This window comes from Sphingobacterium tenebrionis (genome assembly GCF_037126265.1).
GTDB classification, from domain to species: domain Bacteria; phylum Bacteroidota; class Bacteroidia; order Sphingobacteriales; family Sphingobacteriaceae; genus Sphingobacterium; species Sphingobacterium tenebrionis.
Map to the genome: position 1 here is coordinate 14,773 of NZ_JAYLLN010000043.1, position 17,761 is coordinate 32,533.

A 17,761-nucleotide genomic window follows, 5' to 3' on the forward strand; every position below is an offset into this window, starting at 1 on the left:
CTTTGTCATCCTGAGCTGCATCGAAGGATCTGTACGTTTTTGTACGAACAGATGGTTCGACTAAGCTCACCATGACATATCGAAAGATTGCTTCGTTCCTCGCAATGACGAGAGAGTTTACTATAGCAGCACCCCTTTACTGCACCGGCTCATTATGTTTCTTAACAACTTCCCGTTTTCCAGTCTCTGGGTCGATTTCCAACTCAGTCTGCTTAACCAAAACAGCAAAGGAAGAAGGCTGTATTCCTTTACCATATTTCACTGCATACTCCTTCGTAAACTCAGCGCCAAAATAAAGAATCGCTGCTGAGTAATAAACCCACGCCAAGAGGATAATAATAGATCCAGCGGCTCCAAATGAGCTTGCAGTCACATTCTTCGAAAGGTATAACGAGATCAAGAACTTTCCTAACATAAATAGGAGAGCCGTAAATAAAGCTCCACCCAAAATATCCTTAAACCTAACCTTCGCATCTGGAAGGAAAGCATAGATGATCCCAAAAAGAGAGGTGATCACCAGAAAGGTAATTCCCGTATTCACCCAATCAATCAACGCAATATCCCAATTCCCCATAAACTGATTAAAATAATCCGTCATAATTCCTATAACCGAAGAAATAATCAGGGAGGCCATCAATAAAAACACCAGACCGATGATCATGGAAAAGGAGATCAATCTATTAATAATAATCTTCAGCCAGCCTTTTTTAGGTTTCGGCTTCACCTTCCAGATGTTGTTGATGGAGTTTTGGATATCCACGAAAATAGTGGTGGAAGTAAACATCAAGGTTGCTGTACCGATGATGATCCCAATATTGGACTTGCTATCCAAAGAAAGATTATGTACGGTAGATTCGAGCAGGGTAGCGATTTCTTTACCGAAAATATCATTCAGTTCCTGCAATACCTGTTCGCGCGCGCCTTCACTGCCATCCAATGCACTGCCGTAAAAAAATCCCAAAGTCCAAGTGAGGATAAGGAGGAGGGGACCAATGGAAAAAACCGTATAATAAGCCAAGGATGCGCTCATTTTCATACAATTGTCTTCTGCGAACGCATTTCCTGCATTCATTAATAAACCCCAAAATTCCTTGATCTTGGTCCAGATCGTGTTTAACATTATTCCGAGTAGATTTGCTTGATGTTTTCTTCGTTTCGTTGGGTGATCACTTTACGCTTAAGACTCAATTTTGGTGTTAGCTCACCACCATCGATCGTCCATTCTTTAGACAGTAAAATGAATTTTTTTACCTGTTCCCACTTTCCAAAGTTAGCCATTGATTGGGATATTATCTGTTCATATTTCGATAATACTTCAGGCTGCTTGATTGCTTCCTCTTTGGAATTATAAGGAATGCCTTTATGTTTACAGTATTTCTCCAATTCCTCAAATGCCGGAACGATCAATGCCGAAGGGAATCGCTGATTCTCTCCAACCACCATCACCTGTGCAATAAGGGTGGATTCCATCAATTTATTTTCAATGACCTGAGGAGCCACATATTTACCACCCGCAGTCTTGAACATTTCTTTTTTGCGATCGGTGATCCGTAAAAATCCATCCGGAGTCAGCTCACCGATATCGCCGGTATGGAAGAATCCTTCTTCGTCGATAGCTTCTTTGGTGGCCTCATCGTTTTTATAATAGCCGATGGTAATACTTGGACCTTTCACCAGAATTTCGCCATCCTGAGCGATCTTCACTTCCAGGTTTTTCAACACACGGCCTACCGTTCCAAATTTTACATCTTCATCTTTCCAGGAATTTACAGCAATCACTGGCGAAGTCTCGGTCAAACCATAACCTTCCAATACTTTGATTCCGGCTGCCCAGAATACGCGTGCCAACCTTTCCTGAAGCGCGGCACCACCTGAGATGATCAATTTGATGTTTCCACCTAATGCTTCCTTCCATTTACTGAAGATCAACTTGCGCGCTATACCCAATTGGAAATTATAGAAGGCAGAGTTTTTCTGCGGCTCTTGATAGCGAAGACCCAAGTTCAATGCCCAGAAGAACAAAGATTTTTTGATTCCGGTTAAGTTCTTTCCTTTCTCCACCACCTTGTCGTATACTTTTTCCAGTACCCTTGGCACAGTAGTGAATAGATCAGGTTTTACCTCATTGATGTCCACAACGATATTGTCCAAGTTTTCGGCATAATAGATCTGAACACCTTTTGAAAAATACATGTACACCACCATTCTTTCGAAAATATGGCATAAAGGAAGAAAACTTAACGCTTTTTTATATTCATCTGTTACTAGGTGATTACAGGCTTCTACATTGCTGATGATGTTTTTATGGGATAGAAATACCCCTTTCGGCTTTCCAGTGGTACCAGAGGTGTAAATGAGCGTTAATAGATCATCCAATCCTACAGCCTCCCGATAAGGGGTCAGGTCTGTATTCTGTTGCTTACCCAGTTCAACCACCTCTTTATAGGATTTTCTTCCTTGGATATCATCAAAGGTGAAAGATTCCAACTCCAGGTTGTTTTCCTTTAAGGCATTATCCGCTTTCACAGATAGTTCCTCATTACTCACAAAAAGAAGTTTTACTTCGGCGTCATTTAAAATGTAAACTAGATCTTGATTGGAAAGGGTAGGATAGAGGGGGACAGTAGCAGCACCAATTTGATTACAGGCAAAATCGATGAAATTCCATTCGGGTCGATTCCCGGACATAATCGCTATCCGATCACCCTTTTGGATGCCTTTTGCAAGTAATCCTTTACTTAAACTTTCTACGGTTTCTACAAATTCATCGGTTGAATAGGTTTTCCAAGAACTTCCTGCGCGCCCAGCAACCATGATTTCTTTGCTGTACTTATTCTTATAATTAATGACCAGGTCATACAGTTTATTCAATTTGCTCATGTTGTCTCCTCCTAAATAATAATTCCTTAATTGGTTATTGATACTATAGGTAGACTAATATATAATTTTTTAGGTAAAAACTATGCGTGCAGAATAAATTTTTGACTGAAAATATACAAAAAGCAGGTTTTTTCCGTTAGAAAATTAATGTTACTTTTGAATTAAATTAGATGTTATAATGAATAGAATTTTACAAATCACTTTTATTTCTGTTATTACTTTTTTGGGGTTTTCAACGGCTGCACAAGCGCAATTGACGACACAACATGCTATCGGAGCGCGCTTCGGATCGGCCACTGGTATTACCTATCGATATACCCTTAGCCCGGATAGGGCCATTGAAGGGATCATGAGTGTTCAAAGTAACTCTAAATCAAGTAGATTCCGTTTGGTAGGATTGTATCAATACCATAAACCATTGATCGATGACCTTTCCTGGTTCTGGGGATTTGGTGGTAGTGTGGGTTCTTATACTGGTAAGGCGTATACTGATGCGAATGGAAAAAGATTTGATAAGTATTCAGAACTGGCTTTGAGTATTGATGGAATTGCAGGTTTGGAATATAAGATTCCTTCAGCGCCTATCGCGATTACGTTGGATGCAAAACCTTATTTTGATTTCTTGCAGGAAAGTGGATTTAGGATTGTGGATGGATTGGGATTTTCGGTGAGATATACTTTTTAGGTTTTAATTGCGTCATTGCGAGGAACTGCGTCATTGCGAGGAACTGCGTCATTGCGAGGAGGTACGACGAAGCAATCTTTGGACTTTGTCATGTGTGAACTTTGTCATCCTGAGCGTAGTCGAAGGATCTGTACGGTTACTTACGAACAGATGCTTCGACTACGCTCAGCATGACATGCGGAAGTCAGCATGACATGCGGGAAGATTGCTTCTTTCCTCGCAATGACGGTTTTCTTACCCCAAACTCAACCAAACATCCCCTAATCTTCTTTCTTCCTCGCTAGCTTCCGGGTTTCTTTCAATATAATACGACACTTTTTCACTTGCCTTCAATTTAACAGGAATCTCCATCATCAAACCATCCCTCGCCACCAAAATAACCACCTCATCCCCAACCTGGCTATAAGTCATTGCTTGATCCAATTCCCGACCCTGCTGATCCAAACGATTTCCATTAACCGCAATAATCTCATCATCCACATTCAAACCATACTCCCAAGCACTAGAATTCCGATCAACAGCTTTAATGGTTGTCCTGCCATCCGAATGGGAAACCTTAATTCCCAAACTACTGGTCTGATTCAATTTATTTTGATCAATAAACTGATAACCTACCTTATTGAAATAAGCATTATAATCCAATTCGGTAATCTCATACACCGCCTTAAAGATCTCTTTCAACGAAACCCCTGTAACCTCTTCTGCCAAAGCCTGAAATTCCTTCTCCTCTATCCCTCGGTTCTCCATCAAATAAAACCGCTCATAAGCGGCACCCATTACATCATCCAAACATTTCTCACCATTGGTTCCAACAATAATACTAATGTCTATCATACAGGCCAACATTGCTCCTTTATTATAATAGGAAATACTTACATTCGGCGAGTTCTCATCCGGACGATATTGCTTTATCCAAGTATCAAAACTAGATAAACCGACAGATTGCAATAAATGACCAGGTCTATTCAACACCAAATTAAATTCCGAAACCAGTTCATTCAAATATTCCACCTCATTCCTAAATCCACATCTTCTTGTAATCAGGTTATCGTAATAAGCCGTAAATCCCTCAAAGATCCACAATAATGGCGTATAGTTTTCCTGTTCATAATCAAAAGGGCCCAAGTTCTTCGGACGCAACCTTTTCACATTCCACAGATGGAAATATTCATGTGCTACTAGGCTCAGGAAATTATTATAACCAATATTGGTAATATAGGCATTACGAGAAGCTGCTAGAACCGTCGAATTCAAATGTTCCAAACCACCATGTGCGCTTTGGTAGTTATGCGTGATAAATACATAGCGATCATTCGGGTTAGAACCCCAGATACGGGTCTCTTCAGCAACAATCTTTTGAATATCCAGCGTCAATTGGTCTTTATTGTAATTTCCTTGTCCCACCATCGCAAATTCATGCGGTATTCCTGCTGCCTGGAAATGCCAAATATCCTGGTTTCCAATCTCCAAAGGAGAATCATAAAGGATATCAAAATCCTCAGCATAATAGACTAATTCACCAACCTCGGTTTGTGCCAAACCGGTAGATACATAGGACCACTGAGGTGGTAATATCACTTGTACGGTGGAGGCATGGCTCAATTGACCATCCACGTAAAGAAAAGTTCCGGCAGGACTGATAAAGGCGTGGCTATCATCCACAAAATTGGTCCGCACCGATCTTTCAAAGGAATAAACCCGGTAGGAACACGCAAAATCATGCCCATTGGTATAAACGCGCCATGTGTTCTTGGAGATTTTACTGACCAATAGCTTTTCACCATCCTTACTCAAGGCAGTTACCTGTTCAACATTCTTGGAGAATTCTCGGATCAGGTAGGAGCCAGGAGTCCATACCGGCATTTTAAGGTCGATATAAGGCTGGCTAAAGCCTTCGATGAACATGCTTACCTCCACATAATGCGCCTGTGGTTCGATAAAAGAAAGTTGAAAGTGTATGCTGCTTGTATTCATGGTAAATTATTAAACGTAAAAAGGGAAGCTTAGTTTGACTTCCCTTATTTTCTTTTATATACCTCAAAGGTATAATCAAATTGATGTTTCTCGTCTTTTTGATGAGCATCCGAACTGATCAATTCCCAATCCTGTTCAGGTAATTCCGGGAAGAAAGCATCGGCATCTTTTATATCGGTATGTACGCGAGTAAGCAGAACCTTATCTGCTATCCCCAAAGTCTGTTTATAGATCTGTGCACCACCGATGATAAATATCTCATTTTCATCCCTGCAATAGGTCAAAACCTCCGGAATGCTATTGGCCACATCAACATCCTCATGAATGCTTGTTGAGGTTCTGGATACGACGATGTTCCTTCTACCGGGCAAGGGTTTACCGATTGATTCAAAGGTATTCCTGCCCATCACGATGGAATGGTCCATCGTTTTTTCCTTGAAATATTTGAAATCATTTGGAAGATGCCAAGGCATCTGATTACCTTTTCCAATGGCATTGTTTTCTGCGGCAGCGACGATTAAAGTAACTGTTGGTTGGCTAGAAATCATGAATTTTATGTTTGTTAAACCGCTACTGGAGCTTTAATATGTGGATGACTTTCGTAATTAACCAGTTCAAAATCCTCAAATTTGAAGTCGAATATATCCTTTACTTCTGGATTGATGATCATTTGTGGTAAAGGCTTAGGATCGCGGCTCAATTGCAGTTCCGTTTGCTCAAAATGGTTACTGTAAATGTGCGCATCACCAAGGGTATGCACGAATTCAGCCGCTTCCATATCACAAACCTGCGCAACCATCATGGTCAGCAAGGCATAAGAAGCAATATTGAACGGTACGCCTAAGAAGATATCGGCACTACGTTGATACAATTGGCAAGAAAGCTGTGGTTTTAATATCCCTTTTTCCGGCTGGGCTGGTGCCACATAGAATTGGAAAAAGGCATGACATGGAGGTAAGGCCATGTTTTCAATCTCCGCCACATTCCAAGCTGAAACTATGATCCTTCTTGAATCTGGTGAGTTTTTAAGCTGATGGATGATTTGGCTGATCTGGTCGATATGACGGCCATCAGGACTTGGCCATGAACGCCACTGCGAACCATAAACCGGCCCTAGATTTCCTTCTTCATCTGCCCATTCATCCCAAATACTCACCCCATTATCCTTAAGGTATTTGATATTGGTTTCCCCTTTCAAAAACCAAATCAATTCGTGTATAATCGATCTTAAATGAAGCTTTTTGGTAGTCACCAAAGGAAAACCTTCTTTTAGATTGAAACGCATTTGGTATCCAAAAACACTTTTAGTTCCTGTTCCTGTTCTATCTGTTTTTTCGACCCCTGTCTTGTAAACATGATCCAATAGATCCAAATACTGTTTCATAGCTATTCTTTCCTTTTTCGAGTTAGCTACGAAGATACCTTTTTTTAAATCATCAGAATATCACAATTTTTCAACAACTAACAATTTGAGTCTTTTTGTGTATTTTTGCAAAATATCATGGGAAAAAAAGTTGCTTTCTATACCTTGGGATGTAAACTGAACTTTTCAGAAACATCTTCCATTGGTCGGATTTTCAAAGATGCAGGTTACGAGACGACGCCTTTCAACAGTGCGGCGGATGTATATGTAATCAATACGTGTTCTGTTACAGATCATGCGGATCGAAAGTGCCGAAAGGTGGTGAAAGAAGCGTTGAAACATTCCCCGAATGCCTACATTACCATCGTAGGTTGTTATGCACAATTGAAACCCAAAGAGATTTCTGAAATTCCGGGCGTCGATATGGTCTTAGGTGCTGCTGAAAAGTTTAATATCCTGGAGCATATCAACGATCTGACCAAGAATGAGAAAACGGTGGTGCATAATGCACCGATAGATGAAACCCATCAATTTGTTTCCGCTTTTTCCATTGGGGATAGAACCCGTACCTTTTTGAAGGTTCAGGATGGATGTGATTATTCCTGTACGTTCTGTACCATTCCGTTGGCACGCGGTGCAAGCCGCTCCGGTAAGATAGAAGATATCGTAAAACAGGCGGAAGAGATTGCCGCTTCTGGCGTTAAGGAAATCGTACTGACAGGGGTAAATATCGGTGATTTTGGTGTCCGTGACGGAAAGCGTCAAGATCGTTTTGTCGACTTGGTAAAAGCCTTGGATGAGGTGGAAGGAATTGACCGAATCCGGATATCCAGCATTGAGCCAAACTTATTGACCAATGAAATCATCGAATTTGTAGCCCAATCCAAACGTTTTGTGCCTCACTTCCATATGCCTTTACAATCTGGAAATAATAATGTACTGGCAAAAATGCGGAGAAGATATAAAAGGGAATTATACGCTGAAAGGGTCACAAAGATTAAAAGTTTGATGCCTAATTGCTGTATTGGGGTGGATGTGATTGTAGGATTTCCTGGCGAAACACGGGAGGATTTTATCGATACCTATAACTTCCTGAATGAGATGGATATTTCCTACTTACATGTCTTTACTTATTCTGAACGAGAGAATACCATCGCTGCCCAAATGGAGGGAGCTGTACCGGGAGCACAACGTAGCGACCGCAGTAAAATGCTCCATATCCTATCGGAAAAGAAAAGAAGATCCTTTTATGAAAGCCAAATAGGTGCAAAAGACCTTATTCTTTTTGAAGGGGATATCAAAGATGGCTATATGCATGGCTTTTCCAGAAATTATGTTAAAGTACGCACCGCTTATGATCCGCTATTGGTGAACGAGGTAGTTCCTGTGAAATTCTTGAGCATTTCAGAGAATGGAGATGTAGATATTGAGGAAATCCCTGAAATCCTGACCCACTAATTTTCGTTAAAAAGCTATTTTCCTATTTAGCCGGATAGATTTGATGGAGGGAGATCATATTTCCCTCGGAATCTTCAAATTCGGCCAGGATATTCCTGGTCTGTGGATCGATGAATTTATCCTTTAAGATCCTTCCGTTTTTATCCTTCACCCTTCGGAGGACATCCTCGATCTCCAAGGTCTTAAAATGAAATGCTGATTTATTTTCTTGGACAGAGCCTGCTTCTTGCTGAACCAATATACCTTGCTGGTTAGTCTCGGGGATTTCAAACTCCACCCTTTGCGCATAGTCTAATTCAGGATGCTGAGGTCTAAAACGGAAGCTGAATACATGTTTGTAAAATGCTATGGCACGGCTTAATTCAAAAACGGGGATCTGGATCTGATAATCTTTATTGGACATAATGAGCTTGTTAATCAATCGTTTATCAAATCTACGGATTTTATAAAAAAATATGGCTGCCTAAAAACTTAGGCAGCTATATTGCTTTTTTCATCCGGAAATTATTTGTTCCGTTGTCTGAAACTTTCAAATTCCTTATGCAATCTTAATAATTTAAATGTTGAACTGATCAGCTCATTTGTCTCCAATAAAATAGAGAAGTACAAGCGGCTGTTTTTAGGACTGTTCTCGGAGGTACGGATCCTATCGATCTGTTTATCCAATAGATTATTGATGTAATCTTGGATTTCTTCCCTATCCCGAATATGCTCATCAATTTTAGAGAAGTCCAATCTCCGGTAGGTATTATGGATCTGGGAGAACCAGTTACCAATCTGCTCCACCACGTATTTCAAATCCTTGGCTTGGCTAATGCGCAGGTGTTTATGGTTGTTGTCCACATGAGATAGAGCATTGGAATTGATAACAGCAACATTCTCCACCATATCCTGTAAATAACCCAAGGAAATAATATAATATCGGCTTCCTTTAACAGAACTATCATCCAGGTTCCGAATGAATTCGTACATGGCGTTATTGGTACTGTTCAGGTCATTGAGCAGTTTCTTCACCAATTTCTTATTGGTGCTGAGTGCAACCAGGTCCTCCTTGATCAACGAGTCAATGGCTTCCTTATAGAATATATTGGTCTTGGAGAAGGTTTCACTGATCTGCTGGGCACTGGTTTCAATAACCTGTTGAAGCCCGATAATATCAGATTTCTCCAGATTTAATTCCTGTAATGCCTTAGCCTTGATTTTTTTATCGTGGCTTTTCGCGTTTCTATATAATAATAGAGCTAATACCACTAGGGAAATCACGAAGGTTATAATACCACCGATCTTCAGGAAATAGGCAAAGATAAAAGCACCAGAAAAAGCACATGCTGCGGTTACAAACCAACCCCCAATTACATGGAATACTCCAGAAACGCGGTAAACAGCACTTTCTCTTCCCCAGGCACGATCCGCAAATGCAGTACCCATCGCGACCATGAAGGTTACATAGGTAGTGGATAAAGGTAATTTCATCGAAGTACCCAAAGCAATCAAGATACTGGCCACCATCAGGTTAACCGAAGCCCTGATCATGTCGAACATAGGCTCATCCTTACTTTTCTTCTTTTTAAGCCCCGGATCGATCATCGGGTTTTCAAACTTCTTATCTATGCTAGCTTGCATGGTTCTTGGCATCACATAGGAAAGAACGGAACCTACGCGGATAAACCCTCTAACAATGGATCTGGAAAGTTTGTTGGATTTGAACTTTTCATTGCCATCGCCTTGGTTGGACAAGCTCATCTCCGTTTCGATAACGGTTTTTGCTTTTTTAGAAGTCCAAAGGGTTATAACCATTACTATACCTGCAAATAATAATGCCCATAAAGGCGCTACAATTTCCGAAGAGGCCAAGGCTCCCATTGTATATGCATCTGGGTCAGCTCCTGGAACAGACTGGAAGATATCCACAGACTGCATCGCAGCAACCGGTACACCGATAAAGTTGACCAAGTCATTTCCAGCGAAAGATAAGGCCAAAGCAAATGTTCCTATACCAATGATAACCTTTAGGATATTATACCCTAATAGGTTGATGATATAACTCACTAAGGTGAACACGACGAAGCTTATTCCTAACAATAATAGTTCATGGTGTTTCACCCAATCTTTAATATTATCACTTAAAAAGGAGACTTCTTTCAGTCCTTTGATCAGGATGAAATAGGAGATGGCTGCCATAGCAATACCACCGAAAAATACCCCTATGGTCTTTAATTTCTTCTCAAATTGAAAGGTGAACAGTACCCTGGAGATGTATTGCACGATCATACCTAAGGTAAAGGATATGAGTACAGATAAGAGGATACTATACACGATTTCAGAGGCCTTATCCGTATTGATATAGGAAGATAAGGTTGCCCAACTTTGATCGGTGGTTACTATTTTGTAGATCGCCAAACAAAAGGCTGCCCCTAATAGCTCAAATACGATGGAAACCGTTGTGGAGGTCGGTAAACCGAAAAAGTTGAATACATCCAACAGGATGATATCCGTGATCATGACGGCGAGGAAAATGGTGATGACATCATCAAAGGTGAATTTCCCGGGGACATAGATTCCCGATCGGGCAATTTCCATCATACCACTTGAAAACACCGATCCAAAAAGGATCCCTAAGCTGGCAATGATCATGATGCTCTTAAAGGGTAGGGCTTTAGATCCGATTGCCGAGTTTAAGAAATTAACGGCATCATTACTTACCCCAACCATTAGGTCAATGACCGCCAGAACAGCTAAGGTAATGAGAACGAGATAGAGATAATTTTCCATAAATCAAAATACGCAAGTAAATGCTACTAATGTTAAATATTTGAGTTTGACTTCACTAAATTTTTCCAAGCGATTACCAAAAGTATAAATAATACACCAAACCATTTCAAGTAACTTACCGATTCGTTTAAAATGAGGTAAGACATGCACACCGCTACGGGTAATTCTACTGCACTCAAAACCGCTCCCAGAGAATAGCCTGTCTTGGGTAATCCATAGGCAAATAACAAGGGTGGAATTACTGTTCCGAAAACAGCCAATAATAACCCGTATGGTAGAATTCCAGTAAATGTTGTTGGATGGAATAGACTGAAAGGCTGAAGGAGGATAAAAATCAAAAGGCAGGCACCGGTAATCATCAGGGCTGATTTATGGAGTGCCGAATAATCATTGCCAATCCTGCCATTCACGATCATAAAGATGGAATAGGCTGTGGCAGCCAATAGCCCATAAACGATACCTTCCAGAGAAAAGTTCTCCAGTGGTTCCTCCAGGATGCCGGTAGCAAAAAGGGTTCCGGCCAAGATCAGGACGATCATTAAGATCTGCGTCCAATCAGGTTTTGCCTTAAAAAAGAGGAATTCGATCAATTGTCCGATCCAGATATATTGCATCAGGAGCACGATGGCCAAGGAAGCAGGGACAAGTTGTACACATTTGTAATAAAGGATGCTAACCGTACCAGTGCTTACCCCACTGAGGATGATCTTCCAAGCAGGGGTTTTCCTGCTGGGAGAAGTGGATGAAGCATTTTTTCTGAAGATCAACCAGAGGAGCCAAAGGATCAGGGCACCAAATAAAGCTTGTGTGCCTGTCACTTCACCGAGATTATAGCCTTGCTCGTAGGCTTTTTTTACGAAGGTAGATAGGATGCCGAAACTGGCAGCACCAATGAAGACAGCGATTGCTCCCTGTGTTTTTATCATATCTTGCAAAGTAACAGAATAAATGTATCAATTTCACAATTGTGGAAAAGTTCAGCTTGTATTTGCTTGATGGTTAAGGGTATTTTTGAATAATGGATATGCGATTTAGGTTTGGATTATTATTGGTTTTGCTGCCGTTGCTTTTTTTAGGATCCTGTGGTGTTAAGAAAAAAACATTGGGAAGCTCCAGTTCCGCTGGTGGCTATCGGAAAGATGCTCCGCTCTCTGACGCCTCGGATGCCCGAGGAATGGAATTCTCGGGAAACAAACTTGAAAACTATGCAAATTTATTGGGTGTTCGTGCAAAAGACTTGGACAGTAAATCCCTGTACATGATGATTGATGATTGGATGGGTACTCCACATCGCATGGGAGGGTTGGATAAAAAAGGGGTAGATTGTTCGGGTTTTGTTGGCATGCTCTATCAAAAGGTATATGGAAAGGACCTCCCTCGGACCTCACGCGATATGGCCGAAAATATCAAGCGAAAATATGACAATCAACTGAAAGAAGGGGATCTGGTGTTCTTCTCCTTTGGAGGCAGAAACATCGATCATGTAGGCATATACCTCCATAACGGCAAATTCGTCCATGTTTCTACCCGGAAAGGAGTCATTATTTCCAGCCTGAAGGATGCTTGGTACGCGAAGTATTTTACCCGCTGCGGTACCCCAAGTAGTTAATTGTCGTTTAAATGCTTACTTTTGTGCAGAATTTGAAATAACATGTCAGACAGAAGCAAAAAGATATTCCTAGCCCTCAGCATTATAGTCCCATTTATGCTGTATTGTGTGTTTTACTATTCCAATATGATCAAGAATGCTCCTTTCCGTTTTACGGATTTTGAGTCATTGGAATTGACCTACGGCTTTCCGGATTCTATGCTGAATTACTATAACTCAAAAACCCATCAATACAATTACCTAACCAAAGAAGGAAAATTGGTAAAAGATACGCTGACACTGAAAAAAGATGAGTTATTGTATTTACATAGAAAAGCACAGGAGTTTGGATTTTGGAATGTGGATAATGATATGATTACCCCAGAGGAGGGAAGAAAGCAGGGACAACGTGTAGCTCGTTATAAACTTACCTTCACCTATAAAGAAAAATCAAAAACCGTTACCATGGATGCGGATTATCCCGGAAATCCGAAGATGGTAGAAGCAGCTAGAACCACAGTAGACGAAGTTTTACGCATGCTCGCTTCAGCAAAAGCAAAATAAGTTATTTATTAATTTAGGCTTAACGGTAATTTTACGATACAGCCATACCTTTGTCATAAGTAATTTGTTTCAATAAATTGTTTGGTGATTAAAAGGTTATTAGGTAAAACAATGAAAAAAGGTCGATGTGATATCGACCTTTTTTTTATGATGTAAGTCATGGTTTGTAGAGTTTCGGCTAGAAGCTAAATTATTCAGCAGGTATTTCACGCATTTTATTAATAGGTAAATTTTTATTTACTAACTTGTCTTAAATTATTACAATTATGGAGACAAAAATTTCATCTAAATTCATCGCGGAGCTGATTGGAACATTCGGCTTGGTATTGTTTGGTTGTGGTGCAGCAGCAGTTGCGGGCGGTACTACTCTGGCACAAACTTCAGGATTGGGCTTGTTGGGAATTTCGTTAGCCTTCGGGTTGTCGGTTGTGGTGTTTGCTTATGCCATTGGTGGTATTTCAGGTTGTCATATCAACCCTGCGGTAACTATTGGTGTATAGGTAGCAGGTAAAATATCTGCTAAAGATGCTGTTATTTATATAGCAGCACAGATCTTAGGCGCTATTCTAGGTGCTTTTGTTTTAAAGACCATTCTTGCGGGTCAATTGGCCGGCTTTAATCCAGGCGAATGGGCGTACGGGTCAAATGGTTGGGGTTCTGGCTATCAGAACGAATACAACATGACAGCAGCTTTTGTAACAGAGGCCGTGCTTACTGCCATCTTTCTTTTTGTTATTTTGGGTACTACCTCCAAAGTAGGCAATGGTACCATGGCTGGGCTAGCTATCGGTTTTACCTTAGTGTTGATCCACATGGTGGCTATTCCTATCACAGGTACTTCGGTTAATCCGGCACGTAGCTTGGGTCCTGCCATTTTTGCTGGCGGTGAAGCCATCTCGCAGTTATGGTTGTTCCTGGTAGCTCCAGTATTGGGGGCCATTGTGGGCGCCGTTATCTGGAAAGTTACTTATCAAGAACCAAAAGCGGTGGCATAGTGTTTCGAGTGACAAATTAATTTTATTGGAATCTTTTATGGTGCAGTTCAATGGGGAGCTGCACTTTTTTTTGCCATAAAATGACTATCTTCGTGTATGGATAATTTTATTGTTTCTGCGCGGAAATATAGACCGGTTACTTTCGATTCGGTTGTTGGCCAGCAACACATCACAGGTACTTTAAAAAATGCAATTCACAACCAACAATTAGCCCAGGCATTCTTGTTTTGTGGTCCTCGTGGTGTTGGTAAAACAACCTGTGCCCGCATCCTAGCAAAAACAATAAACTGTGAGAATATTTCCGAGAATGTGGAAGCTTGTGGAACCTGTGATTCCTGTAAATCTTTCCAGAACGGTAATTCCTTCAGTATCCATGAATTGGATGCCGCCTCGAACAACTCGGTGGAAGATATCCGATCTTTGATCGATCAGGTGCGCATTCCGCCCCAAACTGGGAAATATAAGATCTATATCATCGATGAGGTGCACATGCTTTCCCAGCAGGCCTTCAATGCTTTTTTGAAGACACTGGAAGAGCCACCTTCCTACGCCATCTTTATTTTGGCGACCACTGAAAAACATAAGATTCTCCCTACCATTCTATCCCGTTGTCAGATATTTGATTTCAATAGGATCAAGGTAGAGGATATGGCAAACCATCTGGCCGCGATTGCCTCCAAAGAAGGAGTGACTTTTGAAGCAGATGGATTACATGTCATTGCCCAAAAAGCAGATGGTGGTTTAAGGGATGCCTTATCCATGTTTGACCAGATCGTCAGCTTCTCTAATAAAAACTTGACCTACAAAGCCGTAATTGATAATCTGAACATCTTGGATTATGATTATTTCTTTCAGATTTTGGATGCGGTGAATAAAGAGGATGCAGCAAATGTATTATTGACCTTTGATCAGATCCTGAATAAGGGATTTGATGCAGGTCACTTCATTGCAGGGTTGTCCTCGCATATCAGAAATCTTTTGGTTACAAAAGATCCATCTACCCTGAAATTATTGGAAACCAGTGAGAATGTGAAGAAACGTTATCTTGATCAATCTCAGTTGATTTCCAGTGGTATACTCTTGTCTGCATTGAATATTTCCAATCAATGCGAAGTCAATTACAGGACCAGTAAGAACCAACGATTACAAGTGGAATTGGCCCTGCTCAAAATGTGCCATTTGGCCAGTGCCATTCAGTTAGCTAACCATGGGATATCAGCAAATGCTGAACTAAAAAAAAAACTCCCTGAGTCAGGGTTAAGCAATACAGCGCAAGTAGCGTCAGTAGCAGCTCCAGCTGGTCAACCGAAAGAATCTCCAGCGATTAATCCTGCTAAGCCGGTCCCATCCGCATTTGTTGCTCCAACCCCTGAAAAAAAAGCTCCTGTGGAGCAAGCAGCGCCTGCACCTGCACCTACGCAGTCAGCCCCTTCTGGTAATGGTTGGGGACAGATAAAGCCATCCATAGCGGTGCCTGACCTGAAAAAAATATTCCTGCCCAAAAGCGAAACAGATAAGGAAGAGAATGAGCTTGTCCAAGGGTCAGAATTTCTGGAAGTGACCACCAATGCTTTTCTTGGGAAATGGAATGCCTTTGCGGAGAAATTAAAATCCGAAAATAAACTTACCTTATTTACCATCATGACTGCCAATACGCCCACTCTTCAGGGAACGAAAATCCTGGTAGAGGTAGAAAATATGGTGCAGATGGATGGATTGAAACTCGGTAAGATCGATATCCTGAATTACCTACGGGTTCAGCTCCGAAATTTTGCCTTGGAAATAGAAGGCGTGATGGTGGAAAAATCGAAAGAAAGAAAGCCTTATACCTCTCAAGAGAAATACCAGGCCATGCTTGCCAAGAATCCGGCCTTGGAACAATTGCGAAAAACATTTGATTTAGGGCTTAGCTAATCAATAAATTACTACTTTTGTAGCAAATCGATAATACATGCAACAATTTCAGCGTAGAGAAGGAAGAGAAAAGAGAGAGACTAATCAAATGGTATTTGGTATCCGTGCGGTTATGGAAGCCATTGACAGTGGAAAAGAGATTGAATCTCTTTTTGTTCAACGTGGTCTTTCAGGGCCATTATTTGCTGAATTCAAGGCAATGGTTAAGGAATATGAACTTTCGTTTCAACAAGTTCCTATCGAGAAGCTGAACCGCATCACCAAAAAGAATCACCAAGGTGTCATTGCCGTAATTTCCCCTATAACTTACCATAACGTAGAAGATATCCTTCCAGAGATCTATGAGAAGGGTGAAACACCTTTGTTCATCATGTTGGATGGAGTTACCGATGTGCGTAACATGGGCGCTATTGCCCGTACCGCAGAATGTGCTGGTGTACATGCGATCATCGTTCCTAAAAAAGGATCTGCAGAGATCAATCCGGATGCGATTAAAACATCCGCAGGTGCACTATATAAAATCCCAGTCTGCCGTCAGGATTCCTTATCCAAAACAGGTAAATTCCTGATCGAGTCTGGTGTACAGTTGGTGGTAAGTACTGAAAAGACCGAAGAATCCATTTATTCGGTTGATTATACCGTTCCTACCTGTATCATTATGGGTGCGGAAGATGTCGGTGTATCCGATGATCTGATCCGTATTTCTGATAAATTAGCGAAGATACCGATGTTCGGAGAGATTGAATCCCTCAATGTTTCCGTATCTGCAGGAGTGGTCATCTATGAAGCACTACGTCAAAGACACAAGGCATAAATAAGTGAATAAGCTTCGGAAATCCGTCCATAGACATTTTAGGGTTTATCGGTATGTGATGTACCGAGAGACCTTAGTTGATTTCAGGGAACATTTTTGGTCATTTGTCGGTGCCTTCATTGGTATCGGCATTATTGCTTTTATACAATCCCATCAATTACCTTTGATGGAGAATATCTTTCTGATCGGTTCATTTGGTGCTTCAGCAGTGCTGGTGTATGGCGCTATCCAAAGTCCTTTGGCGCAGCCTAGGAACCTGGTAGGGGGCCATGTGGTATCTGCTTTGGTCGGTGTAACAATTGGGAAGATCATGCCGGATATTATTTGGTTGACAGCACCACTTGCAGTAGCATGCTCCATAGTGGCTATGCAGGTTACACGGAGTTTACATCCTCCAGGCGGGGCAACGGCTTTGATAGCCGTCTCGGGTGGGACCAAGATCAGTGCATTAGGTTATTGGTATGTCCTAACGCCGGTATTTTCTGGAGCATTAATTCTATTATTGGTTGCTTTGGTATTCAATAACATCACCAATAAAAGACATTACCCTATCAAACGTTCGAGATTAAGGAGGTCCAGGCGTAAGGAAATAAAGAAAAGGTTTAAAACCATCTCCTAATCAGCATCAAAAAAAAGGATCATAAAAAAAGAGGCTGTCTCCTATGTTTGTGTCAAGCAAATGTAGGAGACATTTTTTGTTTTATAGATTTGCTGTATTTAGTGAAAAGAGGGAGAGCCTAGGGCTGTCTTAGTA

General features: G+C 41.1%; 15 protein-coding genes and 1 pseudogene. 8 read left to right on the top strand and 8 right to left on the bottom strand.

All coding sequences use genetic code 11. The features are described from left to right. Positions 1-136: 136 nt before the first annotated feature. Together VJ786_RS14415 and VJ786_RS14420 are read right to left on the bottom strand one after the other, a co-directional pair. Positions 137-1,120, bottom strand: coding sequence for a YihY/virulence factor BrkB family protein (locus VJ786_RS14415; protein ID WP_099366795.1), 984 nt, complete (start codon positions 1,118-1,120; stop codon positions 137-139). Beyond that, complete coding sequence (locus VJ786_RS14420; RefSeq protein ID WP_336557945.1) at positions 1,120-2,880, bottom strand: AMP-dependent synthetase/ligase; 1,761 nt, start codon at positions 2,878-2,880, stop codon at positions 1,120-1,122. The genes VJ786_RS14415 and VJ786_RS14420 overlap by 1 nt, the downstream gene beginning before the upstream one ends. Positions 2,881-3,058: 178 nt before the next feature. Here VJ786_RS14420 and VJ786_RS14425 point away from each other — a divergent pair, with 178 nt between their 5' ends. Next, the gene (locus tag VJ786_RS14425) at positions 3,059-3,565 is read left to right on the top strand and encodes a hypothetical protein (RefSeq protein ID WP_134777457.1); all 507 of its coding nucleotides are present in this window, start codon (positions 3,059-3,061) and stop codon (positions 3,563-3,565) included. Positions 3,566-3,799: 234 nt separating this feature from the next. Here VJ786_RS14425 and VJ786_RS14430 read toward each other — a convergent pair whose 3' ends face one another. From VJ786_RS14430 to VJ786_RS14440, 3 genes are read right to left on the bottom strand one after another with little or no spacing between them, the layout of a single operon-like run. Continuing rightward, entirely contained in the window at positions 3,800-5,539 is a 1,740-nt protein-coding gene (locus tag VJ786_RS14430; protein WP_336557946.1) for a M61 family metallopeptidase, read from the bottom strand. A 44-nt stretch (positions 5,540-5,583) separates the two neighbouring features. After that, positions 5,584-6,087: a dihydrofolate reductase gene (locus tag VJ786_RS14435; RefSeq protein WP_336557947.1), complete on the bottom strand. Its 504-nt coding sequence runs from the start codon at positions 6,085-6,087 to the stop codon at positions 5,584-5,586. A 14-nt stretch (positions 6,088-6,101) separates the two neighbouring features. Continuing rightward, positions 6,102-6,923, bottom strand: a complete 822-nt coding sequence (locus VJ786_RS14440; protein WP_099366790.1) for a thymidylate synthase — start codon at positions 6,921-6,923, stop codon at positions 6,102-6,104. 117 nt (positions 6,924-7,040) lie between these two features. On the opposite strand from VJ786_RS14440, the gene mtaB reads away from it, so the two are divergent. After that, positions 7,041-8,360 (top strand): tRNA (N(6)-L-threonylcarbamoyladenosine(37)-C(2))-methylthiotransferase MtaB, encoded by a 1,320-nt coding sequence (gene mtaB, locus VJ786_RS14445; RefSeq protein ID WP_336557948.1) that lies wholly within the window; start codon positions 7,041-7,043, stop codon positions 8,358-8,360. A gap of 22 nt (positions 8,361-8,382) precedes the next feature. Here mtaB and VJ786_RS14450 read toward each other — a convergent pair whose 3' ends face one another. The 3 genes from VJ786_RS14450 to VJ786_RS14460 form a co-directional block, all read right to left on the bottom strand. Continuing rightward, positions 8,383-8,763 (bottom strand): VOC family protein, encoded by a 381-nt coding sequence (locus VJ786_RS14450; protein ID WP_099366788.1) that lies wholly within the window; start codon positions 8,761-8,763, stop codon positions 8,383-8,385. Between the two features lie 101 nt (positions 8,764-8,864). Next, positions 8,865-11,132 carry an inorganic phosphate transporter gene (locus tag VJ786_RS14455; protein WP_099366787.1) on the bottom strand — a complete coding sequence of 756 codons (2,268 nt, stop codon included), beginning with the start codon at positions 11,130-11,132 and terminating at the stop codon, positions 8,865-8,867. A gap of 32 nt (positions 11,133-11,164) precedes the next feature. Beyond that, positions 11,165-12,058 carry an EamA family transporter gene (locus tag VJ786_RS14460; RefSeq protein WP_099366786.1) on the bottom strand — a complete coding sequence of 298 codons (894 nt, stop codon included), beginning with the start codon at positions 12,056-12,058 and terminating at the stop codon, positions 11,165-11,167. A gap of 98 nt (positions 12,059-12,156) precedes the next feature. Between VJ786_RS14460 and VJ786_RS14465 the strand changes: the two genes are divergently transcribed. The 6 genes and pseudogenes from VJ786_RS14465 to VJ786_RS14490 all read left to right on the top strand — a co-directional run bounded on the left by VJ786_RS14465 (position 12,157) and on the right by VJ786_RS14490 (position 17,626). Then, complete coding sequence (locus VJ786_RS14465; RefSeq protein WP_336557949.1) at positions 12,157-12,741, top strand: C40 family peptidase; 585 nt, start codon at positions 12,157-12,159, stop codon at positions 12,739-12,741. Positions 12,742-12,783: 42 nt separating this feature from the next. Further along, on the top strand, positions 12,784-13,284 hold the full coding sequence (locus tag VJ786_RS14470) for a hypothetical protein (RefSeq protein WP_257213744.1): 501 nt from the start codon (positions 12,784-12,786) through the stop codon (positions 13,282-13,284). Positions 13,285-13,550: 266 nt separating this feature from the next. Further along, a pseudogene (gene aqpZ / locus VJ786_RS14475) lies at positions 13,551-14,279 on the top strand (aquaporin Z). 96 nt (positions 14,280-14,375) lie between these two features. Then, positions 14,376-16,193 carry a DNA polymerase III subunit gamma/tau gene (locus VJ786_RS14480; RefSeq protein WP_099366782.1) on the top strand — a complete coding sequence of 606 codons (1,818 nt, stop codon included), beginning with the start codon at positions 14,376-14,378 and terminating at the stop codon, positions 16,191-16,193. A gap of 37 nt (positions 16,194-16,230) precedes the next feature. Next, positions 16,231-17,007 carry a 23S rRNA (guanosine(2251)-2'-O)-methyltransferase RlmB gene (gene rlmB, locus VJ786_RS14485; protein WP_134777467.1) on the top strand — a complete coding sequence of 259 codons (777 nt, stop codon included), beginning with the start codon at positions 16,231-16,233 and terminating at the stop codon, positions 17,005-17,007. Between the two features lie 4 nt (positions 17,008-17,011). Then, entirely contained in the window at positions 17,012-17,626 is a 615-nt protein-coding gene (locus tag VJ786_RS14490) for an HPP family protein (RefSeq protein WP_257213743.1), read from the top strand. Positions 17,627-17,761 lie beyond the last annotated feature (135 nt).